Origin of the sequence: Pseudomonas alcaligenes (genome assembly GCF_014490745.1) — a bacterium.
GTDB lineage: Bacteria > Pseudomonadota > Gammaproteobacteria > Pseudomonadales > Pseudomonadaceae > Aquipseudomonas > Aquipseudomonas alcaligenes_C.
The window spans coordinates 1,450,898-1,468,032 of sequence record NZ_LZEU01000001.1; the positions used below are offsets into that span (position 1 = coordinate 1,450,898).

At 67.6% G+C, this 17,135-nt stretch carries 9 protein-coding genes; 8 read left to right on the forward strand and 1 reads right to left on the reverse strand.

All coding sequences use genetic code 11. The features are described 5' to 3' along the window. Positions 1-4: 4 nt before the first annotated feature. From bcsZ to A9179_RS06530, 8 genes are all read left to right on the forward strand, one after another. The gene (bcsZ, locus tag A9179_RS06495; RefSeq protein WP_187805014.1) at positions 5-1,177 is read left to right on the forward strand and encodes a cellulose synthase complex periplasmic endoglucanase BcsZ; all 1,173 of its coding nucleotides are present in this window, start codon (positions 5-7) and stop codon (positions 1,175-1,177) included. Then, the gene (locus A9179_RS06500) at positions 1,156-5,115 is read left to right on the forward strand and encodes a cellulose biosynthesis protein BcsC (protein WP_187805015.1); all 3,960 of its coding nucleotides are present in this window, start codon (positions 1,156-1,158) and stop codon (positions 5,113-5,115) included. The genes bcsZ and A9179_RS06500 overlap by 22 nt, the downstream gene beginning before the upstream one ends. 12 nt (positions 5,116-5,127) lie before the next feature. Further along, the gene (locus tag A9179_RS06505; RefSeq protein ID WP_187805016.1) at positions 5,128-5,781 is read left to right on the forward strand and encodes an SGNH/GDSL hydrolase family protein; all 654 of its coding nucleotides are present in this window, start codon (positions 5,128-5,130) and stop codon (positions 5,779-5,781) included. Positions 5,782-5,830: 49 nt separating this feature from the next. Continuing rightward, entirely contained in the window at positions 5,831-6,490 is a 660-nt protein-coding gene (locus A9179_RS06510) for an SGNH/GDSL hydrolase family protein (RefSeq protein ID WP_187805017.1), read from the forward strand. After that, positions 6,490-7,161, forward strand: coding sequence for an alginate O-acetyltransferase AlgF (locus tag A9179_RS06515; protein ID WP_394354717.1), 672 nt, complete (start codon positions 6,490-6,492; stop codon positions 7,159-7,161). The genes A9179_RS06510 and A9179_RS06515 overlap by 1 nt, the downstream gene beginning before the upstream one ends. Positions 7,162-7,170: 9 nt before the next feature. Then, the gene (locus A9179_RS06520) at positions 7,171-8,586 is read left to right on the forward strand and encodes an MBOAT family O-acyltransferase (RefSeq protein WP_187805019.1); all 1,416 of its coding nucleotides are present in this window, start codon (positions 7,171-7,173) and stop codon (positions 8,584-8,586) included. Positions 8,587-8,597: 11 nt separating this feature from the next. Then, positions 8,598-9,746, forward strand: a complete 1,149-nt coding sequence (locus A9179_RS06525; protein ID WP_187805020.1) for an alginate O-acetyltransferase AlgX-related protein — start codon at positions 8,598-8,600, stop codon at positions 9,744-9,746. A 173-nt stretch (positions 9,747-9,919) separates the two neighbouring features. After that, positions 9,920-10,462: a hypothetical protein gene (locus A9179_RS06530; protein WP_187805021.1), complete on the forward strand. Its 543-nt coding sequence runs from the start codon at positions 9,920-9,922 to the stop codon at positions 10,460-10,462. A 116-nt stretch (positions 10,463-10,578) separates the two neighbouring features. Here the strand turns inward: A9179_RS06530 and A9179_RS06535 are convergent, their stop codons facing one another. Beyond that, positions 10,579-16,935 (reverse strand): retention module-containing protein, encoded by a 6,357-nt coding sequence (locus tag A9179_RS06535; RefSeq protein WP_187805022.1) that lies wholly within the window; start codon positions 16,933-16,935, stop codon positions 10,579-10,581. Between the last annotated feature and the right edge of the window lie 200 nt (positions 16,936-17,135).

A 17,135-nucleotide genomic window follows, 5' to 3' on the forward strand; every position in this document is an offset into this window, starting at 1 on the left:
AGCCATGCGCAGACGTCTCCTGAGTCTGTGCGCCGGTGTGCTGGCCTTCCTGGCCAGCAGCGCGGCGCCGGCTGCCTGCACGGTCGACTGGCCGCACTGGCAGCGTTTCGCCGAGCGCTGGATCCAGCCTGACGGACGGGTGCTGGAGTCCAGCCTGGAGAAGAACCACAGCACTTCCGAAGGGCAGTCCTATGCGCTGTTCTTCGCCCTGGTGGCCAACGACCCGGCGCGCTTCGACAAAATCTGGCGCTGGAGCCGCGAGAACCTGGCCGGCAACGATCCGCAGAACATCCTGCCGGCCTGGCTGTGGGGGCAGGGCAAGGATGGCAGCTGGAAAGTGCAGGACGCCAACTCGGCCTCCGACGCCGACCTGTGGTTCGCCTACACCCTGCTCGAGGCCGACCGCCTGTGGCACAAGCCGCAGTACCGCGCCGATGCGCTGAGCCTGCTGGGCCAGATCAAGAAACAGGAAACCACCGAGCTGCCGGGCCTGGGCCCGGTGCTGCTGCCGGGGCCGATCGGCTTCTCGCATATCGACCACCTGTGGCGCCTCAATCCCAGCTACCAGCCGCTGCCGCTGCTGCGCCGCCTGGCCGCCGTCGATCCCAAAGGGCCCTGGGCGGCCATCGCCAAGCACAGCGTGCGCCTGCAGCAGGAAGCCGGCGAGCACGGCTTCGCCGCCGACTGGGTTGGCTACCGCGCGGTTTCCGACAGCGCGGGGCTGTTCACCACGGATCCGATGAAGGGCGATATCGGCAGCTACGATGCCATTCGCGTCTACCTCTGGGCCGGCATGACCAACCCGGCCGACCCGTTGGCCGCGCCGCTGCTCGCCAGCCTGGACGGCATGGCGCGCGCCACCGCCTCCACCGGCATGCCGCCGGAGAAGGTGGATATCCGCAGCGGCCTCGGCCAGGGCACGGCGCCGTCCGGTTTCTCCGCCGCCCTGGTGCCGTATTTTCAGGCCAAGCAGCAGCCCTGGCTGGCCGACCTGCAGTACCAGCACGCCCTCGGCGCGCTGGACAAGTGGCAGGCCGGCAGCGGCCCCGCCCCTTTCTATTACGACTACATGCTGAGCCTGTTCGGCCTCGGTTGGGCTGATCAGCTCTACCGCTTCGCCGCCGACGGCCGCCTGCAACCGCGCTGGGAGACTCCATGTTCCGCTACCGCCCACTGACCCTGGCACTGTTGGCCACCCTGGCCCACGGCAGCGTCCAGGCCGAGGCGGAAGATCCGCGCAGCCTGCTGATCCAGCAGGGGCATTTCTGGCAGGCCCAGGAAAAACCCAAGCGTGCCACCGAGGTGTGGAACAAGCTGCTGCTGCTCGACGCCGGCCAGCCCGATGCGCTGTACGGCCTGGGCCTGATCGAGGTGCAGGAGAAGCGGCTGGCGCAGGCTGGTGGCTACCTGCAGCGCCTGCAGGCACTGCAACCGGTGCCGCGCCAGGCCCTGCAGCTGGAGCAGGATATTCGCCTGGCCGATCCGGCCAACCAGGCCCTGCTCGACGAAGCGCGCCTACTGGTGGAAAACAGCGACCGGCCGCAGGCGGCCGAAGTCTACCGCCGCGCCTTGGGCGACCAGCCGGGGCAGGGGCAGATCGGCCTCGAGGTGTACAACAACCTCGGCTATGTCGACGGCCACTGGGCCGAGGCGCGCAGCGGCCTGGAGCGCCTGCTGCGCGAGTCGCCCAGCGATCCGTACATCGCCCTGTTCCTCGCCAAGCACCTGGCCCGCCATGAAGACTCGCGCACCGAGGGTGTCCGCGCCCTGGCCAAGCTGGCCCAGCGCGAGGACATCGGCGGCGACGCCGACGAGAGCTGGCGCCTGACCCTGACCTGGATGGGCCCGCCGCAGAAGGCCCAGCAGCCGCTGTTCGAAGAGTTCCTGCGCAGCCACCCGGACGACGAGGAAATCCGCGCCCAGCTGGAGAAGGGCCGCAGCCAGCCGAGCACTGCCGGCGGCAGCCAGTGGCGCCGTGATCCCGTGCTCGACCGTGGCCTCAAGGCACTGGAGAAGGGCGACCTCGCGGTGGCCGAGCGCGACCTCACGGATTACCTGAAGAGCCATCCCAAGGATGCCGACGCCCTCGGCGGCCTGGGCATCCTGCGCCAGCGCCAGGAGCGTTTCGAAGACGCCGAAGTGCTGCTGACCAGCGCGGTGAAGCAGGGCGGCGGGCGTTCCTGGCAGAGCGCGCTGGACGATGTGCGCTACTGGTCGCTGCTGCAGCGTGCCCGCGATAACCTGGCGGGTGAGCGCAGTAGCGATGCCCGCCAGCAACTGGAACAGGCGCGCAAGCTCAAGCCCAAGGACGCCGAGGCCCTGCTGAGCCTGGCCGAGCTGCAGGCCCAGCAGGGCGAGCTGGCGGCGGCCGAGGCGGGCTTCCGCCAGGCGCTGGCCCAGCACAGCCAGGAGACCCGCGCGCTGCGCGGCCTGGCCCAGGTACTGGGCGACCAGGGCAAGCCCGAGGAGGCGCTGAGCCTGCTCGAACGCCTGCCCAAGAGCGAGCGCGACAAGCTCGGCGGCCTCGGCCAGCTGCGTGCCGAACAGGCGCTCCAGCGGGCCAAGGCGGCCGAGCAGCGGGGCGACAGCCAGGGCATGCGCCGCGAGCTGGAAGCGGCCCTGCGCGACGACCCGAACAACGCCTGGGCGCGCTTCGCCCTGGCCCGCCTGTATGTCGACCTCGGTGCGGTGGATGAAGCCCGCAGCCTGATGGATGGCCTGCTCAAGGCCCGCCCGAATGACCGCGATGCGCTCTACACCAGTGCCCTGCTGTCGATCCAGCTGCAGGAGTGGAAGCGTGCGCAGACCACCCTGGCGCAGATTCCGCGCGAGGCGCGCAACGCCGACATCAACCGCCTGGTCGCCGAAGTCGATTTCAACCTGCAGCTGCAGCAGATCAACGAGCTCAGCAGCAACGGCCGCAAGGCCGAGGCGCGCGCCTTCCTCGGACGCATCGAAGCCCTCGCCGAAGGCAAGCCGGCGCGGCTGTCGGCCCTGGCTTCGGCTTATGCCGATGCCGCCGATCCGCAGCGTGCCATCGCCATCATGCGTGACCTGCTGGCGCGCAGCCCGCGCACTGACCTGTCGCTGACCCTCAGCTATGGCCGGGTGCTGCTGGAGGCCGAGCAGGATGCCGAAGTGGCCGCGCTGCTGCGCGACCTGCAGGGCCGCAGCATGACCGCCGAGCAGCGCAAGCAGTACGACGACCTGCTGTTCTATTACCGCGTGCGCCAGGCCGAGCAGCTGCGCCAGCGCGGCGAGCTGGCTGCCGCCTACGACACCCTGGCGCCGGCCCTGGCCCAGCGCCCGCAGGATCGCCTGGCGGTTTCCGCCCTGGCGCGCATGTACGGCGCCAACGGCGATACCGGCAAGGCCCTGGAGCTGTTCAAGCCACTGGTCAAACGTCATCCCGACGATGCCAACCTGCTGGTCGGCGCCGCCGACATGGCCGCCCAGGAGGCCGAGAACGATTACGCCGAGGATGCTCTGGAGCGGGCGCTGAAGCGCGCGCCCAACGATGTCGACATCCTTACCACGGCAGCGCGGGTGTACCGCTACCTGGGGCGCACCGGCAAGGCTGCCGAGCTGCTGAAGAAGGTCGTGGCCCAGGAGAAGCTCGAGCAGACGCCGAGCTTCGCCGCCAGCACCGCGCCGGCCGCGGCGCCGCGCAACCCCTTTGCCGGCATCGGCTCGGCCGCCGCCAGCGGCGAGGCGATTCCGGCGCCGGCGCAGAGCCTGGCGCTGGCCGACGAGCCGGTGCCTGCGCCGGCCAGCCGCAGCATCCCGACCCCGGTTGGCGGCAGCGCGCTGCTGGCCGCCGAGGAGCCGGCCTACCGCGCCGCGCCGCAGCCGCTCAGTCGCCAGCCGCAGCCTGAGACCAATCCCTTTGTGGTGGCCGCCGAAGACGAAGAAGAGATAGATCCGCGTGCCGGCATGAGCGAGGCGGCACGCGCCCTCGACGATATTCTGCAGCAGCGCAGCCCCTACCTGGTACAGGGCGTGAGCGGGCGCAGCAACGACAGCGAATCCGGCCTGAGCAAGCTGACCGCTGTCGAAGCGCCGTTCGAGGCCAGCATGCCGCTGGGCGACAACCGCCTGGCCGTGCGGGTGACGCCGGTGTCGCTGAACGCCGGCAGCCTCGATGAGAATGCCTACGACCGCTTCGGCGGTGGCCCGGCCGCCTCGCTGGCCAAGCCGGGCGTATCGCCGGGCTCGCAGAAGGATTCCGGGGTCGGCCTGGCCGTGGCCTTCGACAGCCCGGGCGAAGGCCTCAAGGCTGACCTCGGCACCACGCCGCAGGGCTTCCTCTACAGCACCGCAGTCGGCGGCGTCAGTCTGGAGCGTGCCTTCGCCGGCAGCCCGGATCTGCACTGGAGCGCCAAGGTTTCGCGGCGCGCGGTCACCGACAGCCTGCTGTCGTTCGCCGGCGCCGAGGACAAGCGCACCGGCCAGCAGTGGGGCGGGGTCACCGCCAATGGCGGACGCGCGCAGCTGGCCTACGACAACCGCGAGATGGGCGCCTATGCCTATGGCGGCTGGCATCGCCTGCTGGGCAACCATGTCGAGGACAACGACCGTGCCGAGCTGGGCACCGGCGTGTACTGGTACCTGCAGAACGACGAGAACAGCCAGTCCACCATCGGCCTCGACCTGCTGGGTATCGGCTATCAGCAGAACCAGGGCTACTTCACCTATGGCCACGGCGGCTACTTCAGCCCGCAGACCTTCTTTGCCCTTGGCGTGCCGGTCAGCTGGGCCCGTCGCTACGAGCGCCTGACCGTCAAACTCAAGGGTTCGGTGGGTGTGCAGCACATCCGTCAGGACGATGCCGACTTCTATCCGGATGACGACAAGCTGCAGGCCGCCGCCAGCAAGGCCCTGGGCTACGACGCCGTATACGAGGGCTCCAGCGATACCGGCATCGGCTACAACCTGTCCGGCGCGGCCGAGTACCGCCTGGGCAGCAACTTCTTCGTCGGTGGCCAGGCCGGGGTCGACAACGCCCAGGACTATCGCCAGTGGAGCGGCGGTCTGTACCTGCGCTACATGCTCGAAGACCAGACCGGCCCGCTGGCGCTCCCCGTTTCCCCCTATCAATCCCCTTACGCGAACTAGGAAGGTTTTTCGATGGCATCTTCACTGCTTGCCGGCCTGTCGATCCTGATCATCGGCGACAGCCACATGGCCACCCCCAACTACCTGATCGGCGGCCTGCACGACGACCTCCTGCGCAAAGGCGCCAACGTCCACTCCATCGGGATCTGCGGGGCCAACGCCGGCGACTGGCTGAAAGTCTCGCCGGGTGGTTCCTGCGGCGCCGCCGAACGGCGGGGCAAGGAACCGGCGGTGGTGCTGCACGGCAAGGCCAGCACCACGCCGATCAGCGAGCTGATCGCCAAGGACAAGCCGGATCTGGTGCTGATCGTCATCGGCGACACCATGGCCGGCTACGACAAGCCGGCGTTCCCCAAGGCCTGGATCTGGCAGCAGACCACCAGCCTGACCAAGGCCATCGCCGCGACCGGCACCCAGTGCGCCTGGATCGGGCCGAACTGGGGCACCGAGGGCGGCAAGTACGGCAAGACCTACGCCAAGGTCAAGCAGATGTCGGCTTTCCTCTCGGCCAACGTGGCGCCATGCAGCTATGTCGATTCGCTGAAGTTTTCCCAGCCGGGCCAGTGGGCCACCACCGACGGCCAGCACCTCAACGTGCAGGGCTACCAGAAGTGGGGCGCGGCCATCAGCGGCGCGCTGGAAGACGTGCGCAAGAACGCCAAGTAATACGTTGCCCAATCCCTTATTCGCATTGATCTAGTCGAGGAATCCTTCGATGTCCGCTTCCGTACTTGCCGGCCTGAGCCTGATGGTTCTGGGCGAGAGCCACATGAGCCTGGCCAACCACCTGACCGAGCCGCTCAACGCCGCCCTGGTCGCCCAGGGCGCCAAGGTGCACTCCATCGGCGCCTGTGGCGCCAGCGCCGCCGACTGGCTGATCACCAAGAAAGTCGACTGCGGTGCCGTGCAGGATGACAACGGCAAGCTGCTGATCAAGGGCAGCGGTGCCACCACCACGCCGATCAAGGAGCTGATCGCGCAGAACAAGCCCGACGTGGTGGTGCTGGTCATCGGCGACACCATGGCCTCCTACGACAAGCCGGCGTTCCCCAAGGCCTGGGCCTGGCAAAGCGTGACCAACCTGACCAAGGCCATCGCCGCCACCGGCACCAAGTGCGTGTGGGTCGGCCCGGCCTGGGGCAAGGTCGGCGGCATGTACAAGAAGAACGACCAGCGTACCCAGCTGATGTCACAGTTCCTCGCCGCCAACGTGGCGCCGTGCAGCTATGTCGACTCGCTGCAGATGTCCAAGCCCGGCCAGTGGATCACCACCGACGGCCAGCACTTCACCGTGGCCGGCTACAAGGCCTGGGGCAATGCCATCGCCGAAGCGATGAGCAAGCTGCCGGCGGCCAGCCTCAAGGGGAGCAAATGATGAACCGTAGCCTGCACGCGCTGGCCGGCCTGACCGGGCTGCTGAGCCTGGGCCTGGCCCAGGCCGCCGAGATCCCGCTGTATCCCACCGGCCCCAGCGAGGACGCGGCCTTCCTGCGCTTCGTCAACGCCGGCGAGCAGGTCCTGGAGCTGAAAGCCGATGGCAGCGGCGCCAGCCTGCGCCTGGAAGGCGCCAAGCACGCCTCGGACTACCTCACCGTGCCGGCCGGCAAGCCGATCAAGGGTTCGCTCAGCCTGAACGGGCAGCAGCAGGCGCTGGATGTCAGCGTGGCGCCGGGTGAGTTCGCCACCGTGGTCGGCATTCCGGCGGCGCAGGGCCTGAACCTGGTGACCGTGCGCGAGCAGCCGGACGACTTCAACGCGCTCAAGGCCTCGCTGGCCCTGTACAGCCTGGACGCCAGCTGCACCGATGCCGGCCTACAGGCCGCCGGGCGCAATGTCGACATCTTCAAGGGCGTGGCCAACGGCAGCCTGCAACGGCGCTCGATCAACCCGCTGAAACTGTCGGTGCAGCTGCGCTGCGGCGGTGCCTCGGTGGGCGCGCCGGTGGATCTCGGCGAACTGGCCGCCGGCCAGCGCTACACCCTGTTCCTGCTGCCGTCGGCCCAGGGGCCGCGCCTGCTGCAGGCCGAAGACACTCTGGCTAACTGATACGCACACATGGTTTTCGCCTCCCTCGAGTTCCTCATCCTGTTCCTGCCGGCCTTCATGCTGGTGTATTCGCTGGTCAGGCCGGGGGGGCGCAACCATGTCCTGCTGTTCGGCAGCTGGTTCTTCTACGGCTGGCTGAGCCCGACCTTCCTCCTGCTGCACGTGGTGCTGACGGTGGTCGGCTGGCTCGGCGGCCTGCTGGTCGACCGTACCCGCGAGGAATCGCGCCAGCGCATCCGCCTGCTGGCGGCGCTGATCGTGGTCAACGTGCTGGTGCTGTGCTGGTACAAGTACGCCAACATCCTTGCCGCCACCTTCAACGAGTTGCTGACCTCCTACGGCGCGCTGCCGTTCGAGTGGCAGAAGGTGGCGCTGCCGGCCGGCCTGTCGTTCATCGTCCTGCAGGTGATTTCCTACCTGGTCGACGTACACCGGCATACCGTGCCGGTGGAGCGCAGCTTCGCCAACTTCGCCACCTACCTGGCGATGTTCGGCCATTCCATCGCCGGTCCGATCATCCGTTACGACTGGGTGCGCCAGGAGCTGGTGCAGCGCTACTTCAACCCGCTGAACTTCGCCCTCGGCGCGCGCCGCTTCATGATCGGCATGAGCATGAAGGTGCTGGTGGCCGACAGTCTGTCGCCGCTGGTGTCGGTGGCCTTCGCCTTGGAGCAACCGTCCTTCGTCGATGCCTGGATCGGCTGCCTGGCCTACTCGCTGCAGCTGTTCTTCGACTTCGCCGGCTACAGCGCCATGGCCATCGGCCTGGGCCTGATGCTCGGCTTCCACTTCCCGGAGAACTTCAACCGGCCGTACTGGGCACGCAATATCCAGGACTTCTGGCGGCGCTGGCACATCTCGCTGTCCAGCTGGCTGCGCGACTACCTGTACATCGGCCTGGGCGGCAACCGCTTCGGCACCTGGAAGACCTACCGCAACCTGTTCCTGATCATGGCCATCGGCGGCCTGTGGCACGGCGGCGACAGCTGGAACTACGTAATGTGGGGCGCTGCGCACGGTATCGCGCTGGGCATCGACCGCGCCTGGGGACGGGCAGGGCTGCCGGATCTGCCGGCTTGGCTGGCGCACAGCATCACCCTGCTGTTCGTGTTCCTGGCCTGGACGCTGTTCCGCGCGCCGACCTTCGATGCGGCGCTGAGCATGTACGCCGGCCAGTTCGGCCTGCATGCCTTCGCCCTCGGCGATGCGCTGGCCGCGACCCTGCGCCCGGCCCATGGCATTGCTGCGGCACTCGGCGTGATCTGCCTGCTGCTGCCGCTGCTGCAGAGCCGCTGCGAGGCGCGCTTCGGAGCTAGTCTGGTGTTCCGTGTGGTCGGCGCACTGTGGCCGGTGTGCGGCTTCCTGCTGGCGTTCGCCCTGATTGCCAGCCGGGAAACCGTGCCCTTCCTGTACTTCCAGTTCTGAGGCGGCTGAGCATGTCGAACAAAGACTCTTCCATCGCCCCGGTACCGCCGAGTGCCACCATGATCCGCCTGAGCCCGCCGGCCGGGCTGGTGATGTTCGCCTTCCTGTTGGCCGGGCTGACCTGCACCCTGTGGGCGATGTTCGTCAGCGGCAAGGTCGACCTGCTGCCGGCAAAGATCAGCTGGGATGATGTGCGCAACGGCGAGATCACCCACCGCATCGCCCGGGAGCTGACCAGCGTGCCGTTCGCCAAGCGTGCCGCCGACCTGGAGCGGGCCGCCAGTTGGCTGGCCATCGGCGACACCGGCAGCCGCGTGCGCCAGGGTTGCCCGGGCTGGCTGTTCCTCGCCGATGAGCTGAAGCTTCACCCGCACGCGCAGGCCAATGCCGAGGCGCGGGCGCACAAGGTCGCCGAGCTGCACGCGCAGCTGGCCAAGCGCGGCATCCAGTTGCTGGTGGCCGTGGTGCCGGACAAGAGCCGTATCGCCGCCGAGCAGCTGTGTGGCATTGCTCGTTCGCCGCAGCTGGTGGCGCGGGCGCAGAACTGGCAGGCGGCGCTGCAGGCGAGCGGGGTGGCGGTGCTGGATCTGGCGCCGTTGCTGCAGCCGCTGGGCAGTGCAGCCTACCTGCGTACCGACACGCACTGGAGCGAGGCGGGCGCGGATAGCGCGGCCCGGGCTATTGCTGCGCGCATCGCGGCACTGGGTGTCAGCGCCACGCCGGCCAAGCAGTACCTGGCCGAAGCTGGCGCGGCGGCGGTGCGCCCCGGCGACCTGGTGCGCCTGGCTGGCCTGGACTGGCTGCCGGCCGGGCTGCAGCCGCCCCAGGAGCAGGTCGCCGCGACCCGCATCGAAGAAGCGGCGGGCGCGGAGGGCGCGCTGGGCGAGGACGATCTGTTCGGCGACAGCCAGCTGCCAAACATCGCGGTGATAGGCACCTCGTTCTCGCGCAACTCCAACTTCATTCCCTTCCTCGAGCGCGCGCTGGGCGCCAGCGTCGGCAACTTCGCCAAGGACGGCGGCGAGTTCTCCGGCGCAGCCAAGGACTACTTCGCCAGCCCGGCTTTCCAGCAGACGCCGCCGCGCCTGCTGGTCTGGGAAATCCCCGAGCGCGACCTGCAGTCGCCGTACCAGGACGACATCGTCCTCGGCCAGCCCTGAACGGCAGCGGTGCTCCGGCCGTGAGCACCGCCGTTCGTCCGCTGTAACAACTGGACATGGATTTTGCCGGCGTGCGCCACGCACGCCGGCACTTGCCCGTGGTCTGACTTTACAGGAGCAATCCTGGGCGCCGGTATTCGCTGTCGCCGTCCCTGCGGTCGAAGGAGGCCGCCATGTCCAGCCGATCAATCCTGATTGCAGTACTGGGTCTGACCCTCAACGGTTGCGCCGTCTACGACTATGACGACGACTACGATTACGACAACCGCTACTACGGTGGCAGCGGCTACAGCGTGCAGCGCTACGAGACGTACCCGGTCTACCCGGTGTACCAGCAGCGCTACTACCGCTATGACTACCCCCGTTATGACAGCCACCGCTACTACGTCGAGCCGCGCCACGATGGTCGTTATGACGGTCGTTACGACGGCCGCTATGAGCGCCATCACGATGACCACCGCGGCCACGACCACCCGCGACCGATGCCGCAACAAGGCTACCGCCCGCCGCAACAGGGCTGGGATGGCCATCGCCAGGTCGACCGCGGCCATGACCGTCGCCCGCAGCTGTCCATGCCGGGCAATGGCGGCTGGCAGCCGCCCCAGGTGGTACGCGGGCATGAGCGCAATCAGGAACGACGCCAGCAACCCCGTCAGGAGCAGCGCCACAACAACCGGCAGATCCTGCAGGAGAATGGCATCCGCCGGCCTTACTAGCTCTTGAATAGGGCGCAGCCTGGGTACAGCCTCGGCGATCTGTCGAGATGGAGTTGAGTTGCTTGAATCGATCCCTAAGCACCCGGCCGGCCCCACGGGGCCGGCACGGGCATGCTTCAGTGATCGATCTTGATGGTCGGGTCGGCGCCGGCGACCAGTGAGTTGATCACCGCCGCCGGCGTGGCACCCAGACCCAGGCTGGGGTCGTTGAGATTGATGCCGTCCAGCTGGATGCTCAGGTCGGCATTGCCGCCGCCGGCCTCGAGATGGCCGCTGCTGCTGATCAGCAGGCTGTCGCCGCTGGCGCTGACCTGGATGTAGCTGCTCAGATCGACGGCGTGCTCCTCGCCCTGCAGCAGGTCGCTGAGGTCGAGGCGGTCTTCGCTCAGGTTGAAGTCCTTGATGCTGTCGCTGCCGGTATCGCCGGCATGCCAGACAAAGGTGTCGCGGCCGCTGCCGCCCCACAGCTGGTCGTCGCCGCTGCCGCCGATGAGGATGTCGTCGCCGGCGCCGCCGAACAGCGAGTCGGCACCGCCTTTGCCTTCCAGGTGGTCGTTGCTGCCCAGGCCGTTGAGGCTGTCGCTGCCGCTGCCACCCAGCAGCACATCGACCCCGGCGCTGCCGTTGAGCGTGCCGTTGCCGCTGATCGGCACGATGGTCTGCACACTGCTGCCGATGCTGATCAGCAGGTTGGCGGTGGAGCTGTCGCCGTCGGCCTGGGTCAGGGTGTAGCTGAAGCTCTCGCTCTGGCCGACATTGGCCAGGTTGGCGAAGGGCGTGTAGCTGTACTGGCCGTTGGCATGGATGGTCAGCTCGCCGTAGCTGCCGGTGACCGTGGTCGAACCGCTGAAGCTGGTGCCGTTGATGGCGCTGAGCAGGGCGCCTTCGCTGCCCAGGCTGTCGACGGCGCCCCAGGCATGGTGGCTGGACGGATCCTGGTTGGCCTCGCTGATGACGTTGCCGCTGAGGGTACTGGCCTGGGTCGTGGTGGTGCTGAGGATATCCAGGCTGATGTTGTCGATGCGCACTTCGGCGGTCTTGTTGAGCGTCTGGGTCAGGGTGTTGTCGACCAGGCCGAACTCCAGGCGATAGGTCTCGCCCAGGGCGCCGCTGCTCAGGGTGCGGCTGATGGTGGTGTCGCCGTCGGCCACGCCCAGGCTGCCGGAGAAGACCGCCACGCCGTTGCTGTCGAGCAGGCGCCAGGTGAAGCTGTCGCCGAGCTTGAACTGGTTGCCGCTGCTGTCGGTATCCAGATCCACGCTGAAGCTCAGGGTGGCGCTCTGGTTGGCGGCCAGGCTGAAGGTCGGGCTGAGCACGCGGCTGCCGCTGCTGTCGAGGTTGCTGGTCTTGCTGTCGGTGATCACCAGCTGGTTGCCGCTTACATCGGCATCGCCGGTCACTTGCCACTGGCTGGCGCTGGGCGTCTGGCTGGTGACGTTCTTGGTGCCGGCGGCCAGGTTGCCGTTGTTGTCGAACACCCATTGCGCCACACCCGGGTTGGACATGTTGGTGCTGCTGAAATTGGCCAGCACGATGGCCGGGGCGTTGTCGCTCTGCACCACCTGCTGTACCAGGGCCAGGCCGCTGTTGTCGTAGGCGCTGACTTCGCTGCGATCCTGCAGAGTCAGGTTGAGGGTGGCGCTGTCCTGGCTGCCGTCGGCATCGGCGATGGTGTAGATCACCTGGAAGTGGGTGTCCTCGGCGACATCCAGGCCGGCCACCGGGTTGAAGCTGTAATTGCCGGTGACGGCATCGATGCTCAGGGTGCCGATGCTGGCGCCGAGGTCGAGGTTGTAGTGGCTGCCGTCGAAGTTGGCGGCGACATCGCCAATGCCGTCGCCGTCGCTGTCGAGCATGACCGCGACGACCTTGGGGGTGGCGGCGCCATCGGCACCGAAGTCGTCGGCGATGCTGCCGGAGATGCTGCCGTCCAGCAGGCCGCCCTCGAACACCGGCACGGTGCCCTGCAGCGCACCCTGCAGATCCAGCGGGTCGGCCACCACCAGGGTGTTGCTGTTGTGGGTGCTCTGGGTCTGCACGATCTGCCCGGTCAGGTTCCAGCTCAGGCTGGGGTTGCCGTCCGGCGACCAGGCCACGGTATCCAAGTTGCTCTGCGCGTAGTCGCTGGTGACATCGCTGCCGATGCCGACGGCATAGGCGGCGTCGATGTCGTTGTCTTCGAGGAAGTCGACCCAGTCGGCGCGCTCGCTGGCGGATACCGAGGTGCTGCTGGACACCGTGCCGAAGGCGGTGGCCGGCAGGCCGTCGGAGAGGAAGTAGACGTAGGTGTGGTCGACGTCCGCCGGTGTGCCGTAGTTCTGCTGCACCTGCTGCAGGGCGCTGTCGTAGTCGGTGCCGTTGCCGGTGCCGAGGCCCTGGATGGTGCTGATGGCGTCGGCCGGGCTGAACCAGCCCTGGAAGGTGGCGCTGCCGTTGAAGGTCACCAGCATGACGTTCTGCAGGCTGCCGCCGTAGCTGTTGATCAGGTTCTCCACGGCGTCCTGGGCCAGGGCGAAGCGGGTGGTGGTACCGCCGCCAGGCAGGCTGACAACGCCGCCGAACTGCGGGTCGACCATGCTGCTGGAGGTGTCGAGCATGATCACCAGGTTGACCGTCTGGCTGGGCGCGCCCTCGACCAGGCTGATGCTGTCGTCCACCGCCTGCGGCACGGCATCGGCCACGTTGAGGGTGACGCTGGCGTCGCTGCTGTAGTCGTCGCCATCGAAGGCCTGGTAGGTGAAGCTCGGTGCCGGGCCGTCGTTGTCCGAGTCATAGTCGGCCGGCGGCTGGTAGCTGAGGCCGCCGCTGGCGGCGTCGGCGGCGCTGATCACCGCGCTGCCGGCGGCGACGGCAGCGGCAGTCACCGCGACACCGTTGATCAGCAGGCTGCCGTGTTCCGGCAGCGAGGTGATGCGGAAACTTTCCACCGCATCGCCGCTATCCGGGTCGCTGCCGCCGAGGCTGAGGGTTACCGCCGCGCCGCCCTGGACGGCATCGGCCGCAGAGTCCGTGGCCAGTGGTGCGTCGTTGCTGCCGGTCAGGTTGATGGTCAGTACACCGTTATCGCTGGCGCCGTGTTCGTCGGTGACCTGGTAGGGGATGTCGAGGGTCAGCAGCTGGCCGCTGGGCAGGCTCTGGTAGTCCGGGTGCGCAGGATCAAAGCTCCAGTTGCCCTGGGCATCCATGCTGAAACCGGCGGGCAGGCTCTGCCCCGTCGGGTTGAAGGTCAGCTGGGCGCCATTGTCCACGTCGCTGGCATCCAGGATGCCGGCAATGGGCGCGGCGCCCTCGCTGGCTGGCACGGCCTGGCTGGCACTGGCGACCGGGGCATCGTTGGTACCGGTCAGTTGGATGACGATATCGCTGAAGTCCGTGCCGCCATGGCCGTCGCTGATGCTCACGCGATAGACCAGGGTCAGCACCTGGCCCTGGGCCAGATCGTCGAGCTGCCCGGCCGGTACGCTGTAGGTCCAGTTCACCTGGCCAGCGCCATCGCCCGTGCTGTCATCGCCAAGGGTCGGTGTCAGGCTGCCACGCTCGGCAGTGGCCAGGCCGGTCAGCGAGTCGCTGGCGGAAAGCAGGGTGGCGCTGACGGTGTGGCTGTCGAGCAGGTCGACGTCGGTAAAGCTGAGGCTGCCGCTGCTGGTCAGGTCGCCTGTGTTCTCGTCGGCACTGCCGTCCGGACGCTCAAGTACACCATTCATGATGGCGCCCGGCAGGGAGACCTGTAGCTGGTAACCGTTGCCAGCGGGGATGGCAATGCTAGGGAAAGCCGCGACGGCTATGTAGTAGGTGCCAGGCTGGCTGAAGGTGTAGGTCAGGAATGAATCGTAGTGGTGCACACTGCCGCCTGCGCCAGCACTCAGATTACCTTCGTCGTCATCCGTGGCCAGCAGGTTGCCATTGGCATCGTAGAGGTTGAGCCAGGCGTCGAAGCCGCCTGTTGGCAGCAGGGCGTAGTCGATATCGAAGGTGGCGGTGGCGCCGGCGCTGGTGACGGTGAACTGGTAGTAGTCGAAGGCATTGTCGCCGGTGGAGCTGATGGAGACGAACGGGGTGGTGGCCGAGTTGGCCACATCGGCATCGTTGCCCAGAACGAAGTGGCCATCCAGGTTGATGGCGTTGGCCAGCGCGTGGTTGTCGAGGCCCTGTGGCTTGTCGATCAGGCCGCTGCCGTTACCGACACCCACGGAGCTCTGGATGATCGGCGCATCGTTGGTGCCCACCACGGTGATGGTCAGGGTGGTGTCGACCTCGCTGCCCTGATCGTCGCTGACCTTGACCGGGATGCTCAGTTCCAGCTCCTGGCCGCTGGCGAGGTAGTCATAGGCCGAGTGACTGGGGTCGAAGCTCCAGCTGCCATCGCCATTGAAGACCAGGCCCGGCTCGCTGGCCGTGGTGCTGAACTGCAGCGGCGTGCCGGCCGGTTGATCGACATCGCTGGCAAGAATCTGGCCACTGGCCAAGGCTGCGCCTTCGAAGACCTCGACACTGGCGGGGGGCGCTGTGGGCGCGTCGTTGACCGGGGTGACTTCGATGGCCACCGAGTCGCTGCTGCTGTCGACCCCGTCGCTGGCGACGATGCTCAGGTTGTCCGGGCCGTTGTAGTCGGCCGCAGGGGTGTAGTGCAGCTGGGCCATGGCGTTGTTGATGGCCGCGGCGCTGCCGGTGAGGATGAGGGTGGCGGTGCCATCACCACTGACGCCGGCGCCGAGCAGGTTGAGGCCGACGTTGAGCACGCCGTGGTCGACGCTGAGGGTCACGGTCAGGTTGTCCGCATCCGGGTCGAGCACGCCGAGGGCGTTGCTGGTGGCCAGGGAGAACACCTTGCTGGTGTCTTCGGCGGTGGTCTGGTCGCCGGGTACGTGGACGACGGGGGCGTCGTTGACCGGGGTGATCAGGATATCCAGGGTCGAGCTGACACTGGCGCTGCCGTCGGAGACGGTGTAGGTGATCTGCGGCACGCTGCCGCTGATGCCGGGCAGCGGGGTGAAGCTGTACTGGCCGTCGGCGCCGATGGTCAGGGTGCCGACCAGCGGGATCTTCACCGGGGTATCTACCGCGTAGCTGGTCAGCGGGAAGTCAGTGAGGTGGAAGCCGGTGATGCTCAGGCTGTCGCCGTCCACGTCGCTGGCGTTGTCCAGCAGGTTGCCGCTGACCGTGTTGTCTTCCAGGCCGCTGGTGATCTCGGGCGCATCGAGGGGCGCATCGTTGACCGGGGTGACGGTGATGTTCAGCGAGTTGTCGACGCTGACCTGGCCGTCGCTGCTGCTGATGCTCAGGGTTTCCGGGCCGTGGTAGTTGGCGTCCGGGCTGTAGGTCAGCTGGGCCAGGGCGTTGTTGATGGCGGCCGGGCTGCCGCTGAGGGTCAGGCTGGAGGTGCCGTTGCCGCTGAAGGTCACGCCCAGCAGGTTGAGGCCGAGGGTCAGCACGCCATGTTCGACGCTGAGGGTGGTGGTCAGGTTGTCCTGGTCGATGTCGAAGGCGCCGAGCGCATTCTGGGTCAGCAGGGAGAACACCAGCGGGGTGTCTTCGGCGGTGATCTGCCCCTCGGGCAGCACGTGGAAGGGGGCGTCGTTGGTCGCCTCGATGCTGATGCCGAAGGTGGCTTTGCTGGTCGCGCTGCCATCGCTGACGGTGTAGGTGAAGCTGGGTACCGGGCCGGAATAGTTGGGCAGCGGGGTGAAGCTGAAGTCGCCGTTGGCATCGACCTGCAGGCTGCCGACCAGGGGGATGGTCACCGGGCTGCCGATCGGCAGGCTGATGAAGGGCAGCAGGGTCAGGCTGAGGCCGGTGATGCTCAGGCCATCGCCGTCGGCATCGCTGTCGTTGCTCAGCAGGTTGCCGCTCAGGCTGCCGCCTTCGACCAGGCTGAAGCTGTCGGCCACGGCCTGCGGGGCGTTGTTCTGCGGCGGGGTTTCCGGTTCCGTCGGGCCCTCCGGTGGGGTGGGCGCAGCCGCGCTGGTGATGTCCGGAGTCAGTTCGTTGATGATCGTGCGCTCGCTGCCGGCCGGTGCAGTGGAGGCCGGCGCCTGGGTAGCGAAGCCGACGCTGGCCTGCAGGCTGCCGCCCACTGCGTCGAGCAACACGAAGCTGTGCCCGCCGCCAATGCCGCCGGCGCCGCCAGCACCACCGGCGTTACCGGGGCCGGCCGCAGTGGCTTCGAGTTCGGCGGTGGGGTCGGCACCGGCGGCGATAGCCTGCTGCAGGGCGCTCACCGATTGCTCGGCGGGGCTGGCGTCGGCGTCTTCCTTGGCTTCTTCCGGCTGCGCCGCCGACCACTGGGCATCGGCGCCAAGGTCGAGGGTCTGGCCGTTCTCCAGCTGCAGGCTGATCATGCCTTGCTGGCCGGTGAGGATTTCCTCGCCGCGCAGCAGGCGGTCGCCTTCGACCAGCAGACGCTGGAGACCTTCGGGGGATAGGGCGACGACCTGACCGGCAACCGATTTGACGACAGCAACGACACTGCTCATGGCGGACTCTCCTTCGTCTGACTGCATGGCTTCGGCCAGTCGCCCGGGCGGGCGGCTGTACCGCGCAATTTTTGTTGTGTGAAGTACGGCAAGAATGTCGCGTCAAAACTCCGGCTTATTGCTTTTGGCTATTGACTTAATGCCAAAGTATTGACCAATCGAGGGCCATGCTAAACAATCGATTTGGGCATGTCACTTTG

Bases quoted from the DNA above. Each gene is read 5' to 3' on its own strand.
- bcsZ (WP_187805014.1), top strand. From the start codon at position 5: ATGCGCAGACGTCTCCTGAGTCTGTGCGCCGGTGTGCTGGCCTTCCTG.
- A9179_RS06500 (WP_187805015.1), top strand. From the start codon at position 1,156: ATGTTCCGCTACCGCCCACTGACCCTGGCACTGTTGGCCACCCTGGCC.
- A9179_RS06505 (WP_187805016.1), top strand. From the start codon at position 5,128: ATGGCATCTTCACTGCTTGCCGGCCTGTCGATCCTGATCATCGGCGAC.
- A9179_RS06510 (WP_187805017.1), top strand. From the start codon at position 5,831: ATGTCCGCTTCCGTACTTGCCGGCCTGAGCCTGATGGTTCTGGGCGAG.
- A9179_RS06515 (WP_394354717.1), top strand. From the start codon at position 6,490: ATGAACCGTAGCCTGCACGCGCTGGCCGGCCTGACCGGGCTGCTGAGC.
- A9179_RS06520 (WP_187805019.1), top strand. From the start codon at position 7,171: ATGGTTTTCGCCTCCCTCGAGTTCCTCATCCTGTTCCTGCCGGCCTTC.
- A9179_RS06525 (WP_187805020.1), top strand. From the start codon at position 8,598: ATGTCGAACAAAGACTCTTCCATCGCCCCGGTACCGCCGAGTGCCACC.
- A9179_RS06530 (WP_187805021.1), top strand. From the start codon at position 9,920: ATGTCCAGCCGATCAATCCTGATTGCAGTACTGGGTCTGACCCTCAAC.
- A9179_RS06535 (WP_187805022.1), bottom strand. From the start codon at position 16,935: ATGAGCAGTGTCGTTGCTGTCGTCAAATCGGTTGCCGGTCAGGTCGTC.